This is a genomic window from Pseudotabrizicola algicola (genome assembly GCF_010915705.1).
GTDB lineage: Bacteria > Pseudomonadota > Alphaproteobacteria > Rhodobacterales > Rhodobacteraceae > Pseudotabrizicola > Pseudotabrizicola algicola.
The window spans coordinates 266787-288343 of the sequence record NZ_JAAIKE010000004.1; the positions used below are offsets into that span (position 1 = coordinate 266787).

The following is a 21557-nucleotide window of genomic DNA, read 5'->3' on the forward strand; positions in this document are numbered from 1 at the left end:
CCTTGCGGAGCCGCCCAAAGACAGCGGGGTGCCGCCCATCAACCGGGAACGACCATGCCCTTGCCCTTGGCAAGCTCGCGCATCCGGTCTTGCAGCTTTTCGAAGGCCCGCACCTCGATCTGGCGGATCCGCTCGCGGCTGACCGCATGTTTTTCCGACAGCGTTTCGAGCGTGACAGGTTCATCGGCAAGGCGGCGCTGCATCAGGATTTCCTTTTCCCGATCATTCAGCACCGACATCGCCTGCACCAGCAAGCGGCGGCGCATCAACAGTTCGTCATTTTCGGCATAAGCCTCGGCCTGATCGCTGTTCTCGTCCTCCAGCCAGTCTTGCCACTGTGCGCCGCCATCCTCGGTGCCGACGGTCGCGTTCAGCGAGGCATCGGCCCCCGCCATCCGGCGGTTCATCGCCACGACCTCTTCCTCGGTCACCGACAGGTCTTTGGCGATCTGCGCCACGTTTTCGGGCCGCAGATCGCCATCTTCCAGCGCGCCGAGCTTGGCCTTGGCCTTGCGCAGGTTGAAGAACAGTTTCTTCTGCGCCGAGGTGGTGCCCAGTTTCACAAGGCTCCACGAACGCAGGATGTATTCCTGAATGCTCGCGCGGATCCACCACATGGCATAGGTCGCCAGACGGAAGCCGCGCTCGGGATCAAACCGCTTGACGGCTTGCATCAGACCGACATTGGCTTCGGAGATGACTTCGGCCTGCGGCAGCCCGTAACCGCGATATCCCATCGCGATCTTGGCCGCGAGGCGCAGGTGCGAGGTGACGAGTTTGTGCGCAGCGGTGCTGTCCTGCCGGTCCACCCAAGCCTTGGCCAGCATGTATTCTTCTTCAGGCTCCAGCAAAGGGAACTTGCGGATTTCCTGCATGTAACGGTTCAAGCCCTGTTCCGGGCTTGGTGCGGGAAGATTGGTATAGGTGCTCATCTGTCGCCCCCTGTTATCCCCGGTGCCATCAGCCCCCGGGGGCCAACTTACCTAAGGGTTGCACGCCGCGCCTTCAAGGCCGCCAGCTATCATCCTTGTGTTAACGCAGGATGAAGGCATTTCCGTTCCCTTGCGGAAGGATTGTGACGTGCGGATCACGGGAATGTCACTCTTGCGGCCTGCGCAGCGCCTCCAGAAGCGCCGCCATGTCTTCGGGCAAGGGCGAGGTGAACTCCAGCCATTCGTCGGTAACAGGGTGGCGAAGGCCGAGCGTGGCGGCATGCAGCGCCTGCCGGGGAAAGCTGTTGCCCATCTCTGCCGCCTGCGGTGTCAGCGCCTTGGGCGAAATCTTGCGCTTGCCGCCATAGGTCTGATCGCCCAAGAGCCCGTGCCCCGCATGTGCCATATGCACACGGATCTGGTGCGTGCGCCCCGTTTCCAGCCAGCATTCCACCAGAGCGGCCTGATCGGCGAAGGCTTCCAGCACCCGCACGCGCGTTACCGCGTGGCGGCCGTCGTGCCAGACCACGGCCTGCCGCTGGCGGTCGGTCTTGTGACGCGCCAGCAGGGTGGCAATCTTGATGATGCCCCCCGTTTCGAAACTCACGCCCTTGATGCCCCGCAGGCGCGGATCGGCGGCATTGGGCACGGCATGGACAAGCGCAACATAGCGCCGGTTCACATCGTGGCGTTCAAACTGCGCGGCAAGACCGTGATGCGCCTTGTCGGATTTGGCCACGACCAGAAGGCCCGAGGTGTCCTTGTCGATACGGTGCACGATGCCGGGCCTGCGTTCACCGCCGATGCCGGAAAGTGTGTCGCCGCAATGGGCAAGCAGTGCGTTGACCAAGGTGCCCGACGGCGTTCCGGGTGCCGGATGCACGACCATGCCAACGGGTTTGTCGACCACGATCAGGTGGTCATCTTCGTAAACCACCACCAGCGGAATGTCCTCGGCCAAGGTGTCCACGCGCGCCGGCGGATCGAGCATCAAGGTGATGACCTCGCCCTCCTCCACCTTGATCTTGGGGTCGGTCAGCGCGACCCCGGCGCGCCACACGGCACCGTCGGCAATCATCTTCATCAGACGCGTGCGCGAGAGTGCCGCATCCTCTGGCACCGAACGGGCAAGCGCCTTATCAAGACGGTCGGCACAGCCCTCGGCGATGGTCACCACCAGCGTGGGGTCTTCGTCATCAAAGGCTTCGGCAAGAGGACCGGACATGAACAACACTCCTGAAACCGAAGCGCTTCCGCCTTCGCTGAGACTTCTGAAATGGCTGGTGATCGTTCTCACCGCCACGATGATTGTGGGTGTCATAACCGTGGTTGGTCTGCTTGTCACCCGCATGCCGGACCTTGGCCCGATGGCGCTGCCCGATCAGATCACCCTGCCCGATGGCGCCCGCCCCGCCGCGGTGACCCTTGGCCAAGGGTTCATCCTTGTGGTGACAGAAGATGACCGCATCCTGATGTTCGGACGCGATGGCAGTTTCCGGCAAGAGATTGTGACAAGCGGCAACGAGGCGGCGCAGCCCTGAGCGTCAGGCGCGGCGCAGGCGGATCACCACATCGACGCGCGAAATCTCGGTGCCCTCGGGGGCATCGGGCAGACCGCTGATCTCGAGCTGGTCTTTCGGCGCATCGGTCAGTTCGGCGGTGTCTTCCCAGTAGAAATGCGGATGATCGTCGATGCGTGTGTCGAAATAGCTTTTCGATCCGTCCACCACGACCTCGTTCATCAGCCCCGCCGCGCAGAAGGCGCGCAAGGTGTTGTAGACGGTGGCAAGGCTGACCTTTTCCCCAGACTGGGCGGACAGGGCGAACAGGCTTTCGGCGGTCACATGCCGATCCACACCATCGCCCACAAGCAGACTGGCAAGCGAAAGCCGCTGGCGCGTGGGGCGCAATCCGCCCTGTGCCAGCCATTCCGTTCCGCGTTCCAGTGCCGAGTTGTTCATCTGCGTCCTGCTCTTCTTGCTCCATATAAAGCGCCCGCCCGCCGGATTTCAATGGAAATCAAGTCAACCCCCCTTGAGCCGCCGCGCGTGGCACCCTTGCCTCTGACTCTCTGCGGGTGTTACAGCATTGAAATGAATGACAGCGAAACGAGGGGAACCGTCGGCAATGGGGCAATATCCGTCAAGCTTTGACAAAGAGGCACTTCTGGCCTGCGCGCGTGGCGAGTTGTTCGGCCCCGGCAATGCCCAGCTGCCTGCCCCGCCGATGCTGATGATGGACCGCATCACCGAAATCTCCGAAGACGGCGGCGAATTCGGCAAGGGCCATGTGGTGGCCGAGTTCGATATCACTCCCGATCTTTGGTTTTTCGACTGCCATTTTCCCGGCAATCCGATCATGCCCGGGTGCCTCGGTCTTGACGGGCTGTGGCAACTGACCGGCTTCAACCTTGGCTGGCGCGGCTGGAAGGGGCGCGGCTATGCGCTGGGCGTGGGCGAGGTCAAGTTGACGGGCATGGTCCGCCCCGACCGCAAGATGCTGACCTACAAGGTCAATTTCACCAAGGCCCTGACAACCCGCCGCCTGACGATGGGCGTCGCCAATGGCATCGTCGAAGCCGACGGCGAGGTGATCTATCAGGTCACGGACATGAAGGTGGCCCTCAGCGAAAGCTGAGGCGCCTTTACGGGCTTGCGCATCCGTGGCTTACCACGAATTGACGCCAAGTTTGGACTTCCCGTTGTAAACCTCGACAGACCGGCTCGAGATCGGGTGCCACGTCTCGCAGACCTCCTTGCCTCCGTCCAGATCGCGCCAGGTCCGGCAAAACATGTTTCCGTTCAGGCGCCATGTGCCAGATATGGAAATCTTCTGGCCGGCGTCGGTAACAGCGCTGCCTTTGCCTTTCCCGTCTTTCGTCAGTTCAAGGCTGCCTTTGTATCCCATGCCGGGACCGCCAAGCGTCAACGTGACCCCGTTGGACGTCATTGCAGCCATCTGCTCTGCGGTCATCGCCTTGGTGCTTTGTGATAGCGCCGGCTGGGACAGGCACAGGATAAAACCACAGACGAAAAGCCATGTTATGCGCATCATGCTCTCCTTGGAGAAATCGTGAAAAGCGTCGGCTAAATCCGGATCGGTCCCAGAAAAATAAGGCGATTCCCCCGATTCGATCAACGTAAGTGTCGGGGCGGAGCGGGCGCAGCCTGACGCGCGCCACACAGGAGATGCCTGACCCAAATGGCTTGCTCCTCGCCCACTGGTCCCTTACAGAAAGACAAAGATCAGCGAAGGAGCCGCCATGCGTCGCGTCGTCATCACCGGCATCGGTATCGTTTCTCCCATCGGAAACACTGCTGCCGAAGTCGAAGCCAGCCTGCGCGCTGGAAAATCCGGCATCGTCTTTGCCCCCGAATATGCCGAGCGCGGTTTCCGCAGCCAGGTTCATGGCGAGCCGAAAATCGTGCTGGAAGACAATATCGACAAGCGCGACCTGCGCTTCATGGGCGATGGCGCGGCCTATAACTTCATCGCGATGCGGCAGGCGATCGAGGATTCTGGGCTGGAGGCTTCGGACATCTCGAACGAGCGCACCGGCATCATCGTGGGGTCGGGCGGGCCATCGACCAAGTCCTTCTTCAAGGCGCACAACATCGTGCGCGACTCGGGCAGCCCCAAGCGGATCGGCCCCTTCGGCGTGACCAAGGGCATGTCCTCGACCAATTCGGCCTGCCTCGCCACGCCCTTCAAGATCAAGGGCGTCAACTATTCCATCACCTCGGCCTGCTCGACCTCGGCGCATTGCATCGGAAACGGGGCCGAGTTGATCCAGTTCGGCAAGCAGGACATCGTCTTTGCCGGCGGCGGCGAAGAACTCGACTGGACGCTGTCGTGCCTGTTCGACGCGATGGGCGCGATGTCTTCCAAGTATAACGACACGCCTGAACTGGCCTCGCGCGCGTTTGATGCCACGCGTGACGGTTTTGTCATCGCCGGTGGTGGCGGGGTCGTGGTTCTGGAAGAACTCAACCACGCCCTTGCACGCGGCGCGAAGATCTATGCCGAAGTCACCGGCTATGGCGCCACCTCCGACGGGCATGACATGGTGGCCCCCAGCGGCGAGGGCGGTGAGCGGTCGATGCGGCAGGCACTGTCCACCCTGCCCTCGGATCGCAAGATCAGCTACATCAACGCGCATGGCACCAGCACGCCTGCGGGCGATGTGACCGAGGTCAAGGCCGTGCGCCGCGTCTTCGGCGAAGGCTCGGTGCCGCCGATCTCGTCGACCAAATCGCTCACCGGCCACAGCCTCGGGGCGACCGGCGTGCATGAGGCGATCTATTCGCTCTTGATGTTGCAGGGCAATTTCATCACGGCTTCGGCGAATGTCACCCAGCTTGATCCGGAACTGAAGCCCGAGGAAATCGCCACGACCTATCGCGATAGTGTGGAAATGGATTCGATCCTGTCCAACAGCTTCGGCTTTGGCGGCACCAATGCCACATTGGTGATGAGCAAGTATCGCGGATAAGGGGCGGATCATGGCCAATTGGATGACCGGCAAGCGCGGGCTTGTCATGGGTGTGGCGAATGAACGCTCCATCGCCTGGGGCATTGCCAAGACGCTGGCCGACGAGGGCGCGGAACTGGCGTTCTCGTATCAGGGTGAGGCGTTCGGCAAGCGGGTGGAGCCGCTGGCCGCGTCTGTCGGATCGGACCTGCTGGTCGATGTCGACGTGAACAACGACGAAAGCCTCGATGCCTGTTTCGCCACGCTGAAAGAGCGCTGGGGCAAGATGGATTTCCTGATCCATGCCATCGCCTTTTCCGACAAGACGGAGTTGACGGGCCGGTTCATCAACACGTCACGCGGCAACTTCCAGAATTCGCTGACGATCTCCTGCTTTTCCTTCATCGACGTAGCCCGTCGCGCCTCGGAAATGATGCCGGACGGTGGCAGCCTGATCACCCTCACCTTCCAGGGGTCGAACCGGGTTTCGCCCAATTACAACGTGATGGGCGTGGCCAAGGCCGCCTTGGAAAGCGCGACGCGCTATCTGGCGAATGACCTCGGGCCACAAAAGGTGCGGGTCAATGCAATTTCCCCCGGCCCGATGAAAACGCTGGCCGGAGCGGCGATCGGCGGCGCGCGCGCCACTTACCGCCACACCGAAGAAAACGCGCCCCTGCGCGCGAATGCGACGCTGGAGGCGATTGGCGGCACCGCGGCTTGGCTCTGTTCGGACTTTGGGGCATCGACCACGGGCGAGGTGATCCATGTCGATGGCGGCTATCACGTCTTGGGCTTCCCGCAACCGGCCAATATGTAACCGCAAGATTCTTCTGCGAAAATCCGGATAAATGGTGGTTCGCAGAAAATCGTCCGGTCAGACACTGTGCAGATAAAGATCGTATTCGATCTCTGGAATGGTGCGCATCACACGGCGGTATTCGGCCTGCTTAACTGCGGTAAAGGTGCGGTGCATGTCGGCGCCCAAGGCCTCTTTCAGGAAATCAGAGGCCTTCGCCGCCTCGAGGGCCTGACGCCAATCTGCCGGGATCGGCAGGGCGCTCGTGATGCTTTCATAGCCGTTGCCGCGCGTCTCTGGGCCGGGGTCGATCTTGCCGGCCCAACCGTGGCGCATTCCGGCCAGCACCGTCGTCGCCACGAGATAGGGGTTCGCATCCACGCCCGCCGGACGATGTTCGATCCGGCGCGCGCGCGGATCGCCCGCAGGAATGCGCAGGGCCACCGAGCGGTTGTTTACCCCCCATGTCGGGCTGACGGGGGCATAGCTCTGATCGGCGAAACGCCGCCACGAATTCGCATGGGGCGCGAAAACCAGCATCGACTCGCCCATCGTCGCTCGCAGGCCACCCAAGGCATGCAGAAGCCTGTCGTTCCAGATGCCTTCTTCCGCCTCGACGAACAGATTGGTGCCCTGGGCGTCCTGCATCGATACGTGGAAGTGCATGCCTGACCCTGCATGCTCGGCCATCGGCTTGGCCATGAAACAAGCGGTCACGCCATGCGCACGGGCCTGCGCACGCACAATGCGCTTGAGCCGCATCAGATCATCCGCGGCCTGCAGCACATCGGGGCGATGATGCAGGGTCAGTTCGTACTGGCCCGGCGCGTATTCCGAGATCAGCGTCTCGGCCACGATGCCGCACTTCTCGGCCGCCGCATAGACATCGGCAAAGAGCGGCAGCATCCCGTGCAGATGATCCACCGAATAAACCTCGGTGCGGGTCGATCTGCGCCCGTCCAGCACGTCGGCGGCAGGGCGCAGCCTGCCATCCGGACCGCGCGCCGGATCAAGCAGAAAGAACTCCAACTCGAAGGCTCCGGCAGGAAAAAAGCCCTGCGCGGCAAGCGCGTCCACCTGCCGCTGCAAGGCGTGGCGGGGGTCGGAGGGCATGGGGGTGCCATCAAGGTGATAGAGCGACATCAGCAGCTCGCCGCGCGGCGGGGTGCTGTTATGCACCGGAACCAGGGTGCCGGGGATCGGCCAGGCGCGCAGATCGCCGTCGCCCTGCTCCCAGATCAACCCGGTCTCCTCCACATCCTCGCCGCAGATGTCGAGGCCGAGGATAGAGATCGGCAGATGGCGGCCATCGTTGTAAAGAGACAAGAGTTCGCGGCGCCGGATCACCTTTCCCCGGGCAATACCGTTGGAATCGTGCAAGACAATGTCGAACGCCTCGATCTCGGGATGCGCTTCGAGAAAGGCTTCGGCCTCGGCGACAAGCGATCCGGAGGGGCTGGGATGGGCGGTCATCGCGTGGCACCTCAGGAAAAGAGTTCGGAGAGAATTTCGTCGAAGGCCAGCACCAGCCGATCAATCTGCCGCTCTTTCGTCGCCGGACTGACCAGCATCATGTTGTGGAACGGCGCGATCAGGCAGCCACGGTTCAGCAGGCCGGTATGCAGTGCGGCCTCCAGTTCCGGCTGGTGGGCAAGGCCCGCCTCGGACCCGTTGCGCAGCGGTCCGGGGGCGCAGATGAACTCTACCCGCGCGCCCACCCGCACCACATGCCAAGGCGCCGAATGCGCGGCAATCGCGCGTTCGAGCCCCTTTGCAAGCCGGGCGGCCCCGGCCTCCATCCCCGCATAGGCGTCCTTGGTCATGACCTCGGAGAGGGTCGCGACAAGACAGGCGAATTGCATCGGATTGGCCGACAGCGTGGTTCCCATACCGGAATGGCCCGGTGCGCGCGCGGCGTCATAGGCGTAAAAACGCGCCGCCACCGCCTCTGTCATGCCCCAGATCGCGGTGGGCATACCCCCCGCCACACATTTGCCCGCCACAAACATATCGGGCGTCAGCCCATGCACGGCAGTATAGCCGCCCAGACCGGTCGAGATCGTATGCGTCTCGTCCATGATCAGCAACGCGCCAAACCGCTGCGTCAGGGCGCGCAAGCCGTCGTGAAAGCCGGGGTCGGGCGGCACCATGGAGCAATTGGTCATCACCGGTTCGGTCAGGACCGCCGCGACGTCACCCTTGGCCAAAAGCGCCTCGACGGCGGCCAGATCGTTGAATTCGCAAACGACCGCGCCAAGGCTCAGATCCTGCACCTGCCCGACAAGTCCCGCGCGGTTTACGGTCTTGCCGCCCGACAGTTCCACCATCGTGTCGTCCAGCGTGCCGTGATAGCAGCCGTTGAACACCAGAACCTTGGGCCGCCCCGTCACCGCCCGCGCCACGCGCAAGGCAAAGCGGTTGGCGTCGGTGGCAGTAGTGGCGATCTGCCACAGGAACGGGCCGAAGCGTTTTGTCAGCAACCGCCCGGCCTCCAGCGCGGCCTCGGTTGGGAGCATATAGGTCAGGCCGCGCCGCGCCTGTTTGCGGATGGCACGGGCGACAGGTTCGGGGGAGTGACCAAACATGCTGCCAGTATCGCCGAGACAGAAGTCGTCGATCCCGTAACCATCCAGATCGGTGATGCGCGCGCCCTTGGCCTTGGCGACCAGCGGCAGATGCGGCATCGGCCAGTCGCGCATCCAATGCATCGGCACGCCGTTGAGGAAGGCCCCTGCCCCGGCTTCAAGTGCCTTGGCCGACAGGGGGCGCGAGAGCCGGTAGCGCTGCGCCTCGCGCGCGGCAAAGGCGGTCAGACGGTCGGCTGAAACTCCGGCGATGGCTGGCTGTGACATGGTGTTCCCTCATTCACGGCCAGTATCGCGGATGATTTGATCAAATGGAAGAGGCTGCACCGCAGTCCGGCAGCGTCAAAGCCACGCGCCCCGGTCGCTGCCCGTCGCCTCGGCCACATTGGAAAATCCGTCCTTCGCAAGCAAGGCATCCAGCCCGCGTGTGATGCGGGCGGCAATGCCGATGCCCTGATACACCATCGCGGTGTAAAGCTGCACCGCCGTGGCCCCGGCCTGGATCTTGGCATAGGCCTGCTCGGCGCTGCCGATGCCCCCGACACCGATCAGCGGCAGGCGGCCTTGGGTCGCAACGGAAAGCTGGGCCAGCACCCGTGTGGACTTTTCGAACAACGGCGCGCCCGAAAGCCCCCCCATTTCATTGCGCATTGCACTTTTCAAACCTTCGCGCGACAGCGTGGTGTTGGTGGCAATAATGCCCGAGAGCCCTGCCGCCACCGCAATCTCACCGATTTCAGCTATCTCGTCGCCGTTCAGATCGGGGGCGATTTTGAGAAACACCGGCACCGGCGTGGCCAGACCGTCGCGCACTTCCATCACCCTTGCCAACAAGGCCGTAAGCGCGGCAGCGCCTTGCAGGTCGCGCAATTTTTCGGTGTTGGGAGAGCTGACATTCACCGTCGCGAAGTCGACATGCGGGCCGCAAGCCGCCAGCACATGCGCGAAATCGGCCGCACGGTCCGCCGAAGTCTTGTTGGCCCCTAGGTTGAGACCGATGGGCAGGCTGCGGGGGCGGGACTTCAGCCGCGCGGCGATGGCCTGCATGCCCTCGTTGTTGAAGCCGAAACGGTTGATGGCAGCGCGGTCCTCGGTCAGGCGAAACAGGCGCGGCTTGGGATTGCCGGGCTGTGGCAGCGGCGTCGCAGCCCCCACCTCGAGAAAGCCGAAGCCTGCCCGCGCCAGCGCACCCAGTGCGGTTGCGTTCTTGTCATAGCCCGCCGCGAGCCCGACCGGATTTGCCAGAGCCATACCCGCCAAAGTGCAGGCGAGACGGGAAGATGTGACAAGACCCGGCAGCGGCACAAGCCCTGCATTCAGCGCCCGCAGCGACAGGCCATGCGCGGCTTCGGGGTCCATGCGGTGCAGGACCGCAAGCCCTGTGCGTTCGATCAGGTTCACCAGACACCCTCGGGAAAGATATGGCCTGTGGCCCCCAGCGGCAGCGATTTGTCCCAGACCACATCGCTCAGGCGCAAGGGGCGGTAAAGATGCGGGAAAAGTGCCCCGCCCCGCGACGGTTCCCATTTCAGGTCGGGGCCGAGAGCATCGGACCGGAAGGCCACCAGCACCAGATCGCTTTCCGTGGCAAAGTGCCGGGCTGCGGTTTCAGCCACCTGCGCCGCCGTGGAAAAATGGATGAACCCGTCGGCAAGGTCCACCGGAGCCCCGGCGGTTTCTCCGGCGGCGCGGAAGGCATCCCATTCGGGGCGGCGGAAGATCTTGTAAATGAGCATGGCTTTCCATGCACATTGCGCAGGGGTTGGTCAATGGGAACTGCTGTCATCGGCGCTTTGCAAAGGTGACGCAAGGTCAAAGACGCGCAAGCCTTATGCGCGGGTTTGACTCAGCCGCGGGGGCAAGTCAGGCTGATGCCATCAACCAGAAGAGGAGCAATGTATGAAAATCCGATTGATGGGCTCTGTCGCTGCAGTGGCGCTGTCTGCGGGGGCAGCGCAGGCCGAGTACACGTTGCATGTTCTGCATATCAATGACTTCCACAGCCGGATCGAGGCGGTGAACGGCTCGGATTCCACCTGCTCGGCCGCAGAGGCGGCGGAAGACAAGTGCTTTGGCGGCATCGCGCGCCTGTCGGCCAAGGTGAACGAATTGCGCGACAGCCTGACGGCGGCAGGAGAAAACGTGATCCTTGTCGATGCGGGCGACCAGTTTCAGGGAAGCCTGATGTTCACCACCTACAAGGGCGCGGCAGAGGCCGAGTTCCTTGAACAGTTGCGTCCCGATGCGATGGCGCTTGGCAACCATGAATTCGACGACGGCCCCGAAGGGCTGGCCGAGTTCCTCGACAAGGTCACCTTTCCGGTGATTTCGGGCAATCTTGATGTCAGCCAGTCGAACATTCTCGCGGGACGCGTGCAAAACCATGTTGTTCTGGACGTTGGCGGCGAGAAGATCGGCATCATCTCGGCCTTGGCCACAGATACGACCGAAACCTCCAGCCCCGGCAATATGGTGATCTTTCAGGACGAGATCGAAAGCCTGAAGGCCGATGTGGCGACGCTGGAGGAGGAGGGGGTGACCAAGATCATCGCCGTCACCCATGCCGGCTACACGATGGACCAAGAGATCGCGGCGCAGGTGCCGGGGATCGATGCGGTGGTGGGCGGGCATAGCCACACCTATCTGTCTGCAACCGACCCGAACCGCGCCGGCCCCTACCCCACCTGGGTCAGCCAGGAGTCGGGGGCGATGGTGCCGGTGGTGCAGGCTTATGCCTATTCGAAATACCTCGGCCATCTGAAGCTTACCTTTGCCGATGACGGCTCGCTGCTTCATGCTGCAGGCAACACGATCTTGCTCGATTCGAGCGTGACCCCCGACCCGGCGATCGAGGCGCGCGTGGCGGAACTGGCTGGCCCGATCGAGGAAGTGAAGGCCAAGGTGATCGGCGAGGCTGCGGAGGCCATCGACGGCAGCCGCGAGACCTGCCGGCAGATGGAATGCCAGATGGGCAATCTGGTGACCGATGCGATGCTGGACCGTGTGAAAGACCAGGGCGTGACCATTGCCATCACCAATGGCGGCGGTCTGCGCGCCTCTATCGACGCGGGTCCGGTGACGATGGGCGAGGTGCTGGGCGTGCTGCCGTTCCAGAACACGCTGTCGACCTTTACCGTGACGGGGGCCGATATCGTTGCCGCGCTGGAAAACGGCGTCAGCCGTCTTGAAGATGCGGGCGGGCGCTTTGCGCAGGTGTCGGGCCTGAAATACAGCTTCGATCCGGCGCAAGCGGTCGGAAGCCGCGTGTCGGATGTGATGGTGATGCTTGGCGGCGATGCATGGGCTCCTATCGACGAGGCCGCAGAATACAATCTTGTGTCAAACAACTATGTGCGCGGTGGAGGCGATGGTTTCCGCATGTTCGTCGACGCCCGCAACGCCTATGACTTCGGGCCGGATCTGGCGGATGTTCTGGCGGACTACATGGCCAAGTCGCAAAACTACACGCCCTATCTGGATGGGCGCATCACCCGCAAATAAAGGCGGGGCGATCCGCGCGGGGGCCGGCATCGCGCTTGCCCCCGCCACCTGCCGACCCGAAGTCCAGGACGAAGGGCGACCTTGCGGAGTGAGACAAAAAGGCGCATAGCATGCCCAACGGGTGACCGGGCCCCTCTGGCAGGACTTTGCGGCGAGCCTGCGATGTCGGCATCCGAACCGCCACCTGCCGCGCGGTCCATGACTCATGTCTTCCTTGCAACCGACGCAGCGCGCCACGCTGTCCTATTTTACATGGGCATTCATTGTCACCGGCCTTGGCCTTGCGCTCGGGCTGTGGCTGGGGTTCGCCACCGAACACAGCTTTGGCGGCGCGATGAAAGTCTTCTTCATTGTCTGCGTTCTGGCAGTGCTGGAAATCTCGCTGTCCTTTGACAATGCCATCGTGAATGCCAACAAGCTGAAAGACATGACCCCGGTCTGGCAACAGCGCTTTCTGACATGGGGTATCCTGATTGCGGTATTCGGCATGCGGATAGTGTTTCCGCTGCTGATCGTGGTGATCGCGGCCAATGTCGGGCCGTGGAGCGCGCTGGTGATGGCCGCGACCCAGCCCGAGGAATACAGCCGCATCATGCACGAGGCGCATCTGCCCATCGCGGCCTTTGGCGGCACCTTCCTGATGATGGTCGCGCTGTCCTTCTTCTTCGACCACGAAAAGGACGTGCATTGGGTGCGCTGGCTGGAAGAAAAGATTACCGCCTATTCCTCGGTCAAGGGCATCGAGATTGCCTTTGTATTGGTGGTGATGCTGGTCTTTTCCGAAGTGATCGAAAGCCAGAAGGGCGCGGTCTATGCGACCACCTTCTTTCACGCCGCCATCTGGGGTTTGCTGACCTTTCTGCTGGTCGAGGTCTTGGGCGGTGTTCTGGACCAAAGCCAGCAGGTGCTCGCGGGCGCGGCCAAGGGCGGGCTCGGCGCGTTCCTCTATCTCGAAGTTCTGGATGCCAGCTTCAGTTTTGATGGTGTGATCGGAGCCTTTGCCCTGTCCTCCAACCTGTTCGTGATCGCCATCGGACTTGGCATCGGCGCGATGTATGTGCGGTCGATGACCATCATGCTGGTCGAACGTGGCACGCTTGCCCAATACCGCTATCTGGAACACGGGGCCTTTTACGCCATCCTGATCCTGTCGGTGATCATGTATGTGCAGACGCTGACGCATATTCCCGAGGTCATCACGGGACTTGGCGGCGCGGCGTTGATCGGGGTGTCGCTGTGGTCGTCGATCCGCTGGAACAAGGCACATGCGGCAGATTGACTGGAGCGGGCGGCGGGAATCGAACCCGCGTCATTAGCTTGGAAGGCTAAGGTCTTACCATTACACAACGCCCGCGCTCTGCCTGTTCGATTAATGGATCGCGCGGGCGGGGTCAACCGGGCCCTGTGCCGGTGTGGCGAGAATTCTGCACGCGCCGACCCTGCCCCCGGATGCAGGGCGAAGGCTCAGGACCGCAGAAGCCCGCCATCGCGCGCGATCATCGCCGCATGCGTTCGATTGCGCGCGCCCAGTTTGCGGGCCAGCGTTTTGACGTGCAGTTTCACCGTTACCTCTTGCACATCGAGGTCACGGGCAATTTCCTTGTTCGACTTGCCGTTGCAGATACCTTCCAGCACCTCGCGCTCGCGGCGTGTCAGGTCTTCCAGCGGGGGCTGCAAGGCGGGCGGGGAATCGAGCATCGACAGCGGCGCAAAGATCTCTCCGGCCCCCATCCGCTTGACCGCAGCAATCATGGCGCGGATGCCCAAGGTCTTCGGCACAAAGCCCGCCGCCCCGTTGGCCAGCGCCTCTTCGGCCAATTCGCGCAAGGTGGTGCCAGACATCACCGCCACCGGCACCGTCGGCGCGGCCTCCTTGACCTGACGCAGGCCGGCAAACCCGTTCATCCCCGGCATCTGGTAATCCAGCAGGATCAGGTCGAACGGCTCTCCGGCAAGATTCTGGAGCACGGCATCCAGCCGCGAGACAGAGACCACGGCAACACCGCCTTCGGCCGTAAGCATCGCCGACACGGCCTCGCGGAACAGGTCATGGTCATCGGCCAGAAGCATCCGCACGATCAGGTCATCCTTTATCGAGGGTCATCCAATTTCAGGGCCAGAGCCGGGTCAGATCGACAACATACAACACTGGTGTATTCTAGCCTGACTTTCACCCACGGATGCAAGGGCTTGCATGACGAATATCCCCCTTCCCCGGCGCAATCCGATCAGCGGGTCTGTGCGTCTTTTGGCGGTTGTAAGCCTTGTGCTGGCAATGCTGGGCATGGTCGCCATGCTGGCGCTGGATGTGCGGGCACGGATGTCTGCGCTGGAACGGGCCGATAGCGACAACGGCCAATGGGTCATGATGCAGACCGAGGTGGAGGTGCTGCGCCTGCAAACCACGCTGATCAAGGCACAGACGGGCCTGACCGATCTGTCCGAGGTGCGCCGCTGGTTCAACGTGCTGTATAGCCGTCTCACCATGCTCGAACAAAGCCCGCTGTATGAGGATTTCATCCGACAGCCGGAAAACTTCGAGCGCCTGCAACGCATGCGATCTTTCACCGAACGATGGGTCACAACCATCGATTCCCCGGACGAGGTGCTGACGGCGGCGCTGGGCGAGATGGCCGCACAGACCGATATGGTGCATCAGAACGCCCGCGCATTGTCGCTCGACTCGCTTCTGGCGTTTTCAAGAGGCACCGACCGGACACGCGCCCGTGTGTCCGACACGCTGACCAATCTGGCGCTGACGACAGGGGCGACGATGCTGCTGCTGGGGATGCTGGCCGCGATGGCGACCCGGCTTTACCGCGTGACTCAGCGGCAGGCGAAGGAAAACCAGATCGCGGGCGACCGTCTGCAACTGATCATCGCCACCTCTCCCGATGCCATCGTGGTGACGAACCGTGGCGGCTGGGTCATCGAATTCAATCCGGCGGCCCAGCGCATGTTTGGCTACACGCGTGAAGAGGTGATGGGACGGAAGATCCTGCCTCTGGTTTTTCTTGCCGCCGATCAGGCGGAGTACACTGAACGCCTGCAAGACACTGTTGCCAAGGCAGTGGATTCAGGTCCGCAGCGCATCGAACTGACGGGGCGGCGCGCCGATGGCCGCAGCTTCCCGCTCGAGATTTCTCTGGCCGTGCGCGATCTGAAACCCGGTGCGCTGATTGTGGGCTTCCTGCGCGATGTCTCGCAGCGTCAGGCCGACCAGCAGGCATTGGAACAGGCGCTGACGCGGGCGCGGGCGGGCGAGAAGGCCAAGGCCGATTTCCTTGCGGTGATGAGCCACGAGATGCGCACGCCGCTGAATGGCCTGATCGGCTCTATCGAATTGATGCATGACACCGTGCTGAACGAAAGCCAGCAGGAACTGATGCGGGTAATGCAGGTCTCGGGCGATATCCTGCTTGGCCATGTAGAATCCGTCCTTGATATCTCGCGCTCGGAATCGGGGCAGATCGTGCTTGCCGATACCCCTTTCGCGCTGGATCGTCTGATCGATGACTGCATCGCCAATCAGGCTGGCGTGGCGCGCAACGGGGGCAATACCATTCGCCATCTGGCGCTGACCGGACCGCTCGGCACCGTGCGCGGCGATCCGGGGCGGTTGCAGCAGATCTTGCTCAACCTCATCGGCAATGCGGTGAAATTCACCCGCAAGGGCGCGATCACCGTCGAGACAGAGCGTCTTTTGGACAGCCAGACACCGGAGATGGTCGAAATCAGGGTTTGCGATACCGGCATCGGAATTCCCAAGGCCGATCTGGACCGGGTGTTCGAAGATTTCGCAACGGTGGACTCGTCCTACAGGCGCGAGGCGGGTGGCACCGGCCTTGGCCTCGGCATCGCGCGGCGTCTTGTGCAGGCGATGGGCGGCAGCATCGGCGTCGAAAGCGAGCCGGGAGAGGGCAGCCTGTTCTGGCTGCGCCTGCCGCTGCCGCCGGTCGAGGCGGCACCCGCCCTACCAGCGCCCGAGGCCCCTACGATCCGCACCCACGCACCGCCCGAGGCAAATGCGGCAGTGCAGCCGCTCAACGTGCTGGTGATCGAGGACAATGACATCAACCGCTTTCTCGTGCGCCGCACCCTGACCGATTGCAACCACCATGTGACAGAGGCCACCGATGGCCTGCAGGGCGTCGCGCTGGCCGATCACAGCCGCTACGACGTCATCATCACGGATATTTCGATGCCCGGACTTGACGGGATAGAAGTCGCAAGGCGCATCCGCGCGGGGGGCGCATCGGTCTCGGCGCGGATCATCGCGCTGACCGCCCATGCCCTGCCGCAAGACCTCGAGCGCTTTCGGATGGCGGGGATGGATGCCTGCCTGACCAAGCCGATCACGCGCGCCGCACTGATGGCGCAGCTTCAACCGCTTGCAGCGACGCCCCCGCCCCCCGGTCCTTCCGCCACCCGTGCGGCGCAGCCCTTGCTGGAAATCTCGGCGCTGCGCGATCTCAGGGATATGCTGGGCCAAGAGGCAACACAGTCGCTCATCGACAGGATGCTGGCCGAAGGGCAAGACATGATTGCCCGCATGACGCAAGTTGCCCCCGACAAGGAAACTGGAAGGCTGGCGCATCATCTGGCCGGAAGCAGCGCGACGTTTGGGGCCTTTGCCCTGTGCGAAGCGCTCTCGCGTGTAGAACAGGCGATCCGGCAGGGCGAGATGGCAGAGGCCGCAAGGCGTATCTCGGCCCTCCCCGCGCTGTGGCAAGCCACCAATGACGCGCTCGGCGCAGAGCGGGCGCTATGGCCGGTCTGACGTGACCTCGGCCGCCGCGCGCAGCGCCGCCGCAATCACCGCAGGCACCCGCGGATCGCGCCCGAGAGGTGGCAGGATGCGTCCGGCAAATCCGGCCTCTTGCAGGGCATCAGGCAGATCGTCGGTCACATGTTCGCCCTCTGCAGCAAAGAACGGCAGGCACACCGCCTCGGGGCCAAATCCGCTGACCTCGGCCAAGCGCGGGTCCTGTTCAATGAACGCCGCCTCGCAACGGGCCAGCAGCAACCCGAGTTTCAGGCGCGCGGCCAATGCATGAGCCACCTCTGCAGGGGCCGTGCTGCGCCCCGAGCCATGCGCCGCAATCAAAACCTCGCCACCCGGCGGCACCCCGGCTTCGTGCAAAACCCGCAGCGCCAGATCCTGCACCGTCGTGTCCAGCCCGAAGGGCGGCAAGATGCACCAGCGCGCACAGCCTGACGCCCCGCCGCATCCCTGCCGGTCACACCCGCCCCCGGCGAATAGCGCGGCATGGCAGGCCTTTGACAGGCGTTCGGGCAGGTGCTGGCGGGTGAACCACCCGTCGGCCATGAACATCGGAAACACAAACCCGCCCTGCGGCCCCGCCGTCCGGGCGGCTGCCGAAAGCGCCCCGTCCGCTGCCAGAGTCGCCGACAGCACCCGCCACCCCGGCAAATGCACGCTCACCTGCGCCGCAAGCGCCGCAAGGGCCGCCTCGGCGGGCTCGGGTTCAGAGGGTTGGCCATGGGCCACGATCAGGGCTGTCTTTGTCATATGGCGCATCTAGGCGCGCCGCTGCCGCCGGCAAGGTTCAATGGTCATAAGGCCAGACCGCTTGCGAAAACACCCCGCCATCTACCCATATGGTCTGCCCCGTGATGAACCGCGCCGCTTGCGAGCACAGGAACACCACCGGCCCCGCGATATCCTCGGGCGTGCCGACCCGCCGCAAGGGCGTGACCTTTGACCATGTGGCGGCGTAATCCCCCGCCTCTGCCGCCGTGCGCTCGGTCGCTATGGCCCCGGGCGCGATGCAGTTCACGCGGATTCCATGCGGCCCCAGTTCCACCGCTGCCGATTTGGTGAATTGCTCGATGCCGCCCTTGCTGGCCGTATAATCCACCAGCCGCGGAAAGGCGAGCTTGTTGCACCCCGAGCCCAGATTGACAATGCTGCCCGCCTTGCCAGCCGCGACCATCGCGCGACCTGCCGCCTGCGTGTTCAGAAAGGTGCCGCGCAGATTGGTGTGCATCACCCGGTCCCAGTCTGCCGCCTGCAATTCCAGAAGTCCGGCCCATGTCTGGATGCCCGCATTGTTCACCAGCACATCGGGGGCCTCTCCGGCCCACTCCGCAGCCTCGGCATGAAAACGCGCAACCGCCGCCGCATCGCCGGCATCCGTCTCCCAGCCACGCGCGCGACGGCCCAGCGCCGTCACCCGCGTCTCGAGTTCTGCCGCCGCCGCCGCCGCACCCAGATGGGTAAAGGCCAGATCATGGCCCGCTTCGGCCAAGGCCATCACCAGACTGCGCCCGATGGCCGATGGCCCGGCTGTCACAATGGCAAACATGCTGCCGCTCCCTCCCCTCGATAAACTGCCCCAGTTGTGCCGCGCCCACGGGCGGCGGGCAAGGGCGCGCCCCGGCGCGGGGCGGGAAAAATCTCAACCCGAAAGCCGCCGCGCCTCCTCCATCAGCGCCTCGATCAACGGGGTCGGCGGGTCGCGCCGCGCCGCGATCAGCCCCACAAGATGCTCGACCTCCGGCGCCACGATCGGCACCGCCCGCACCGCCCCCGATTTCGCGAAGAGGTCCGCCAGCGCCTTGGGCAAGACAGACGCCCATTGCCCCGTCATCACATGCGCCATCAGCGCGATGGTGGAATTGGCTTCCACACCCGCCTCCGCCTTCACCCCCGCCTCTGCCAGATGCTGGTTGATGATCCGGCGGTTCTGGTTGTCCGAGGTCAGCAGACACAAAGGCACCCCCGCCAGCGCGGCCCATTCCACCCGCGTCCGACCCGCAAAATCAGACCCCGGCGCACAGACCAGACGGTAGAACTCGGCATAAAGCGGCTGGGTCACGACCCGCCCCAGCGGCTCGTTGTCCAGATAGGTGATCCCCGCCTCCAGCTCCAGCCGCTCGATCCCCTCTAGAATCTCCGCACTTGTGCGCGACAGGATGGTGACAGACACCTTGGGATGGCGCTGGGTGAAGGGCGCGGTCAGCTGCGCCACCATCGGCAGCGCCGTCGGGATCACCCCGATCCGCAGGTTCCCGGCCAGCCCCTTCTTGACCGACCGCATCTCGTCGCGCAGCGCCCGCGTCTCGGCCACGATTCCCTGTGCCCGCTCCAGCACGCGCTGCCCTTCCGGGGTCAGACCCTGAAACCGCGCACCACGAAACACCAGCTGCACCCCCAGATGATCCTCCAGCTGCCGGATCGCCGCCGAAAGCGAAGGCTGCGTCACCCCGCAGGCCTCGGCCGCCCGCCCGAAATGCCGCGCGCGCGCCAGCGCGATGAACATCTCCAGCTTGTCGATCACGCCCGCCCCCCACGGCTTGCTGCTTTCCCAAATACTCCCGCCGGAGGCCGCGGCCAGCCCCGCGCGCACCGGCCGGTGCAAGAGGCGCGGCAGCGCGGCCGAGCGGGGGCTCGATGCCCCCCGAGGCCGCCCCCGTCACAGATCACGTCATCACCTCGAAGCGGTCCACATCCACAATCCCCCTGTCGGTGATCTTCAGGTGCGGAATCACCGGCAGGCACAGGAACGCCAGTTGCAGGAACGGCTCCTCCAGCTCCACCCCCAGGCCCCGCGCCGCCGCGCGCAAGTCGATCAGCGCATCGCGCACCGCCTCGAACGGCTCGAGGCTCATCAGCCCGGCCACCGGCAGCGGCAGTTCGGCCAGCACCTCGCCCTCTGCCACCACCATGAACCCGCCCTCGATCTCGCCCAGACGGTTGGCGGCAAGCGCCATGTCGGCATAATCCGCACCCACCACCGCGATGTTGTGATGGTCATGGCACACGGTCGAGGCGATTGCCCCGCGCTTGAGCCCGAAGCCCTTCACAAAGCCGGTCGCCAGATTGCCGTTCACGCCATGCCGTTCCAGAACCGCGATTTTTACCAGATCGCGCGCCAGATCGGGGCGCTTGTCGCCATCCTCGGGAACGATGTCGAAACTCAGATGCTCGGTGATGATCTTGCCGGGCAGGATGCCGATCACCGGCGTCCCGACCCGGTTGCCGCCGGTGCGGAAATCCTCCGGCGCCACCTTGCGCGCCTTGACCGACTGCCGCGCCACAGGGGCGAGCGTGCCGCGCGCGGCAAAGGCCGCCGCCTCCGCCAGCACCCCGCCCGCCAGCACCAGACTGGCGCGGCAGTCTTCCAGCGTTTCGATCACCACGATATCGGCCCGCTTTCCGGGTGCGATCAAGCCGCGATCCTTGAGCCCGAAGGCCTCAGCCGCCGAAAGGCTTGCCGCACGGTAAACTGCCAGCGGCGGACAACCGAGCGCGATCAGGCGGCGGATCATGTAATCCAGATGGCCATGCTCGGCGATGTCGAGCGGGTTGCGGTCATCGGTGCACAGGCACAGATAGGGCGCATGCCGCTCGGTCAGCAGCGGCGCCAGCGCCTCCATGTCCTTGCTCACCGACCCCTCGCGGATCAGCACCCGCATTCCCTTGCGCAGCTTTTCCAGCCCTTCCTCGGCGGTTGTTGCCTCATGCTCGGTGCGGATGCCCGCGCTGATATAGCCGTTCAGGTCCTTGCCGCGCAGCAAGGGCGCGTGGCCGTCGATATGACGGCCCTGCCACGCCTCCAGCTTGGCCATCGCGCCTTCATCCTGCATCAGCACGCCGGGGAAGTTCATGAACTCGGCCAGCCCGATCCCGCGCGGATGGTCGCGAAAGCGCAGCAGGTCCGCCGCCTCCAGCCGCGCCCCTGCCGTCTCCATATGGGTTGACGGCACGCAGGAGGAAAGCTGCACCCGTATGTCCATCAGACAGTGCAGCGAGGCTTCCAGAAAATACTCCAGCCCCGGCGCGCCGCAGACATTGGCGATTTCATGCGGGTCGCAGATCGCCGTCGTCACCCCGCGCGGGGTCACGCAGCGGTCGAACTCGAAGGGGGTCAGCAGCGAGGATTCGATATGCAGATGGGTATCGATGAAACCCGGCACCAGAATCCGGCCCGATACGTCGATCTCGCGCTGCCCGTCATAAGTGCCGAACACGCCCACGATGGTATCGCCGCAGATCGCCACATCGGTCTGCACCAGATCGCCGGTGATCAGGTCGAACACCCGCCCGCCCTTGAGCACCAGATCGGCGGGCACCTGACCCCTGCCTTGGGCGATACGGTCGGACAGCGGGGCTTTGGGGGCAATCTCGGGCATGGGCGACTCCTTTGACCTCAGCAAAGCAGAGCCGCGCGGAACAGGAAAGCCGCGAATGCACCCGCCCCGATTGTGCGGGGGACAATGACGGCCTTGCAGGGGGGCGGCGG

At 63.9% G+C, this 21557-nt stretch carries 20 protein-coding genes and 1 tRNA gene; 7 read left to right on the forward strand and 14 right to left on the reverse strand.

Annotation, left to right across the window (positions count from 1 at the left end; genetic code table 11):
- Nucleotides 1-38 precede the first annotated feature (38 nt).
- Together rpoH and G3572_RS14310 are read right to left on the reverse strand one after the other, a co-directional pair.
- Nucleotides 39-932 carry an RNA polymerase sigma factor RpoH gene (gene rpoH, locus G3572_RS14305; protein WP_164613030.1) on the reverse strand — a complete coding sequence of 298 codons (894 nt, stop codon included), beginning with the start codon at nt 930-932 and terminating at the stop codon, nt 39-41.
- Nucleotides 933-1098: 166 nt separating this feature from the next.
- The gene (locus tag G3572_RS14310; protein WP_164613032.1) at nt 1099-2157 is read right to left on the reverse strand and encodes an RluA family pseudouridine synthase; all 1059 of its coding nucleotides are present in this window, start codon (nt 2155-2157) and stop codon (nt 1099-1101) included.
- Between G3572_RS14310 and G3572_RS14315 the strand changes: the two genes are divergently transcribed.
- Nucleotides 2156-2473, forward strand: a complete 318-nt coding sequence (locus tag G3572_RS14315) for a DUF6476 family protein (protein ID WP_164613033.1) — start codon at nt 2156-2158, stop codon at nt 2471-2473. The two genes, G3572_RS14310 and G3572_RS14315, sit on opposite strands and share 2 nt — an antisense overlap.
- A 3-nt stretch (nt 2474-2476) precedes the next feature.
- On the opposite strand, the gene irrA is transcribed toward G3572_RS14315, so the two are convergent.
- Nucleotides 2477-2893 (reverse strand): iron response transcriptional regulator IrrA, encoded by a 417-nt coding sequence (gene irrA / locus G3572_RS14320; protein WP_164613035.1) that lies wholly within the window; start codon nt 2891-2893, stop codon nt 2477-2479.
- Nucleotides 2894-3059: 166 nt separating this feature from the next.
- Between irrA and fabA the strand changes: the two genes are divergently transcribed.
- Nucleotides 3060-3569 carry a bifunctional 3-hydroxydecanoyl-ACP dehydratase/trans-2-decenoyl-ACP isomerase gene (fabA, locus tag G3572_RS14325; protein ID WP_164613224.1) on the forward strand — a complete coding sequence of 170 codons (510 nt, stop codon included), beginning with the start codon at nt 3060-3062 and terminating at the stop codon, nt 3567-3569.
- A gap of 30 nt (nt 3570-3599) precedes the next feature.
- On the opposite strand, the gene G3572_RS14330 is transcribed toward fabA, so the two are convergent.
- Entirely contained in the window at nt 3600-4133 is a 534-nt protein-coding gene (locus G3572_RS14330) for a hypothetical protein (protein ID WP_164613037.1), read from the reverse strand.
- A 61-nt stretch (nt 4134-4194) separates the two neighbouring features.
- On the opposite strand from G3572_RS14330, the gene fabB reads away from it, so the two are divergent.
- Nucleotides 4195-5424, forward strand: a complete 1230-nt coding sequence (gene fabB / locus G3572_RS14335) for a beta-ketoacyl-ACP synthase I (protein WP_164613039.1) — start codon at nt 4195-4197, stop codon at nt 5422-5424.
- Nucleotides 5425-5434: 10 nt separating this feature from the next.
- The gene (locus G3572_RS14340) at nt 5435-6223 is read left to right on the forward strand and encodes an enoyl-ACP reductase FabI (protein ID WP_164613041.1); all 789 of its coding nucleotides are present in this window, start codon (nt 5435-5437) and stop codon (nt 6221-6223) included.
- Nucleotides 6224-6280: 57 nt separating this feature from the next.
- Here G3572_RS14340 and G3572_RS14345 read toward each other — a convergent pair whose 3' ends face one another.
- From G3572_RS14345 to G3572_RS14360, 4 genes are all read right to left on the reverse strand, one after another.
- A complete protein-coding gene (locus tag G3572_RS14345; protein WP_164613043.1) occupies nt 6281-7675 on the reverse strand; it encodes a glutamine synthetase family protein in 1395 nt (464 codons plus the stop codon).
- An 11-nt stretch (nt 7676-7686) separates the two neighbouring features.
- Nucleotides 7687-9054: an aspartate aminotransferase family protein gene (locus tag G3572_RS14350; protein WP_164613045.1), complete on the reverse strand. Its 1368-nt coding sequence runs from the start codon at nt 9052-9054 to the stop codon at nt 7687-7689.
- 75 nt (nt 9055-9129) lie between these two features.
- Nucleotides 9130-10188, reverse strand: a complete 1059-nt coding sequence (locus tag G3572_RS14355) for a quinone-dependent dihydroorotate dehydrogenase (protein WP_164613047.1) — start codon at nt 10186-10188, stop codon at nt 9130-9132.
- The gene (locus G3572_RS14360) at nt 10185-10523 is read right to left on the reverse strand and encodes a DUF952 domain-containing protein (RefSeq protein ID WP_164613049.1); all 339 of its coding nucleotides are present in this window, start codon (nt 10521-10523) and stop codon (nt 10185-10187) included. The genes G3572_RS14355 and G3572_RS14360 overlap by 4 nt, the downstream gene beginning before the upstream one ends.
- A 163-nt stretch (nt 10524-10686) precedes the next feature.
- On the opposite strand from G3572_RS14360, the gene G3572_RS14365 reads away from it, so the two are divergent.
- Nucleotides 10687-12288 (forward strand): bifunctional metallophosphatase/5'-nucleotidase, encoded by a 1602-nt coding sequence (locus tag G3572_RS14365; RefSeq protein WP_164613051.1) that lies wholly within the window; start codon nt 10687-10689, stop codon nt 12286-12288.
- A 205-nt stretch (nt 12289-12493) separates the two neighbouring features.
- Entirely contained in the window at nt 12494-13567 is a 1074-nt protein-coding gene (locus G3572_RS14370) for a DUF475 domain-containing protein (RefSeq protein WP_205518729.1), read from the forward strand.
- A gap of 1 nt (nt 13568) precedes the next feature.
- On the opposite strand, the gene G3572_RS14375 is transcribed toward G3572_RS14370, so the two are convergent.
- Both G3572_RS14375 and G3572_RS14380 read right to left on the reverse strand, forming a co-directional pair.
- Nucleotides 13569-13642 (reverse strand) — tRNA-Gly (locus G3572_RS14375).
- 110 nt (nt 13643-13752) lie between these two features.
- Nucleotides 13753-14358: a response regulator gene (locus G3572_RS14380; protein WP_205518741.1), complete on the reverse strand. Its 606-nt coding sequence runs from the start codon at nt 14356-14358 to the stop codon at nt 13753-13755.
- Between the two features lie 124 nt (nt 14359-14482).
- Between G3572_RS14380 and G3572_RS14385 the strand changes: the two genes are divergently transcribed.
- Complete coding sequence (locus tag G3572_RS14385) at nt 14483-17068, forward strand: hybrid sensor histidine kinase/response regulator (protein ID WP_164613055.1); 2586 nt, start codon at nt 14483-14485, stop codon at nt 17066-17068.
- On the opposite strand, the gene G3572_RS14390 is transcribed toward G3572_RS14385, so the two are convergent.
- From G3572_RS14390 to ade, 4 genes are all read right to left on the reverse strand, one after another.
- Entirely contained in the window at nt 17054-17821 is a 768-nt protein-coding gene (locus tag G3572_RS14390) for a CbiX/SirB N-terminal domain-containing protein (RefSeq protein WP_164613057.1), read from the reverse strand. The genes G3572_RS14385 and G3572_RS14390 overlap by 15 nt on opposite strands.
- A gap of 37 nt (nt 17822-17858) precedes the next feature.
- Entirely contained in the window at nt 17859-18617 is a 759-nt protein-coding gene (locus tag G3572_RS14395; protein WP_164613058.1) for an SDR family NAD(P)-dependent oxidoreductase, read from the reverse strand.
- A 93-nt stretch (nt 18618-18710) separates the two neighbouring features.
- Entirely contained in the window at nt 18711-19592 is an 882-nt protein-coding gene (locus tag G3572_RS14400; RefSeq protein WP_164613060.1) for a LysR family transcriptional regulator, read from the reverse strand.
- Nucleotides 19593-19734: 142 nt separating this feature from the next.
- Nucleotides 19735-21447 carry an adenine deaminase gene (gene ade, locus G3572_RS14405; protein WP_164613062.1) on the reverse strand — a complete coding sequence of 571 codons (1713 nt, stop codon included), beginning with the start codon at nt 21445-21447 and terminating at the stop codon, nt 19735-19737.
- Between the last annotated feature and the right edge of the window lie 110 nt (nt 21448-21557).

Excerpts from the sequence above, each read along its gene's own strand:
- fabA (WP_164613224.1), top strand. The coding sequence starts at position 3,060 with ATGGGGCAATATCCGTCAAGCTTTGACAAAGAGGCACTTCTGGCCTGC.
- ade (WP_164613062.1), bottom strand. The coding sequence starts at position 21,447 with ATGCCCGAGATTGCCCCCAAAGCCCCGCTGTCCGACCGTATCGCCCAA.
- rpoH (WP_164613030.1), bottom strand. The coding sequence starts at position 932 with ATGAGCACCTATACCAATCTTCCCGCACCAAGCCCGGAACAGGGCTTG.
- G3572_RS14380 (WP_205518741.1), bottom strand. The coding sequence starts at position 14,358 with ATGCTTCTGGCCGATGACCATGACCTGTTCCGCGAGGCCGTGTCGGCG.
- irrA (WP_164613035.1), bottom strand. The coding sequence starts at position 2,893 with ATGAACAACTCGGCACTGGAACGCGGAACGGAATGGCTGGCACAGGGC.
- G3572_RS14310 (WP_164613032.1), bottom strand. The coding sequence starts at position 2,157 with ATGTCCGGTCCTCTTGCCGAAGCCTTTGATGACGAAGACCCCACGCTG.
- G3572_RS14350 (WP_164613045.1), bottom strand. The coding sequence starts at position 9,054 with ATGTCACAGCCAGCCATCGCCGGAGTTTCAGCCGACCGTCTGACCGCC.
- G3572_RS14315 (WP_164613033.1), top strand. The coding sequence starts at position 2,156 with ATGAACAACACTCCTGAAACCGAAGCGCTTCCGCCTTCGCTGAGACTT.
- G3572_RS14360 (WP_164613049.1), bottom strand. The coding sequence starts at position 10,523 with ATGCTCATTTACAAGATCTTCCGCCGCCCCGAATGGGATGCCTTCCGC.
- G3572_RS14365 (WP_164613051.1), top strand. The coding sequence starts at position 10,687 with ATGAAAATCCGATTGATGGGCTCTGTCGCTGCAGTGGCGCTGTCTGCG.
- G3572_RS14390 (WP_164613057.1), bottom strand. The coding sequence starts at position 17,821 with ATGACAAAGACAGCCCTGATCGTGGCCCATGGCCAACCCTCTGAACCC.
- fabB (WP_164613039.1), top strand. The coding sequence starts at position 4,195 with ATGCGTCGCGTCGTCATCACCGGCATCGGTATCGTTTCTCCCATCGGA.
- G3572_RS14385 (WP_164613055.1), top strand. The coding sequence starts at position 14,483 with ATGACGAATATCCCCCTTCCCCGGCGCAATCCGATCAGCGGGTCTGTG.
- G3572_RS14340 (WP_164613041.1), top strand. The coding sequence starts at position 5,435 with ATGGCCAATTGGATGACCGGCAAGCGCGGGCTTGTCATGGGTGTGGCG.
- G3572_RS14345 (WP_164613043.1), bottom strand. The coding sequence starts at position 7,675 with ATGACCGCCCATCCCAGCCCCTCCGGATCGCTTGTCGCCGAGGCCGAA.
- G3572_RS14370 (WP_205518729.1), top strand. The coding sequence starts at position 12,494 with ATGTCTTCCTTGCAACCGACGCAGCGCGCCACGCTGTCCTATTTTACA.
- G3572_RS14395 (WP_164613058.1), bottom strand. The coding sequence starts at position 18,617 with ATGTTTGCCATTGTGACAGCCGGGCCATCGGCCATCGGGCGCAGTCTG.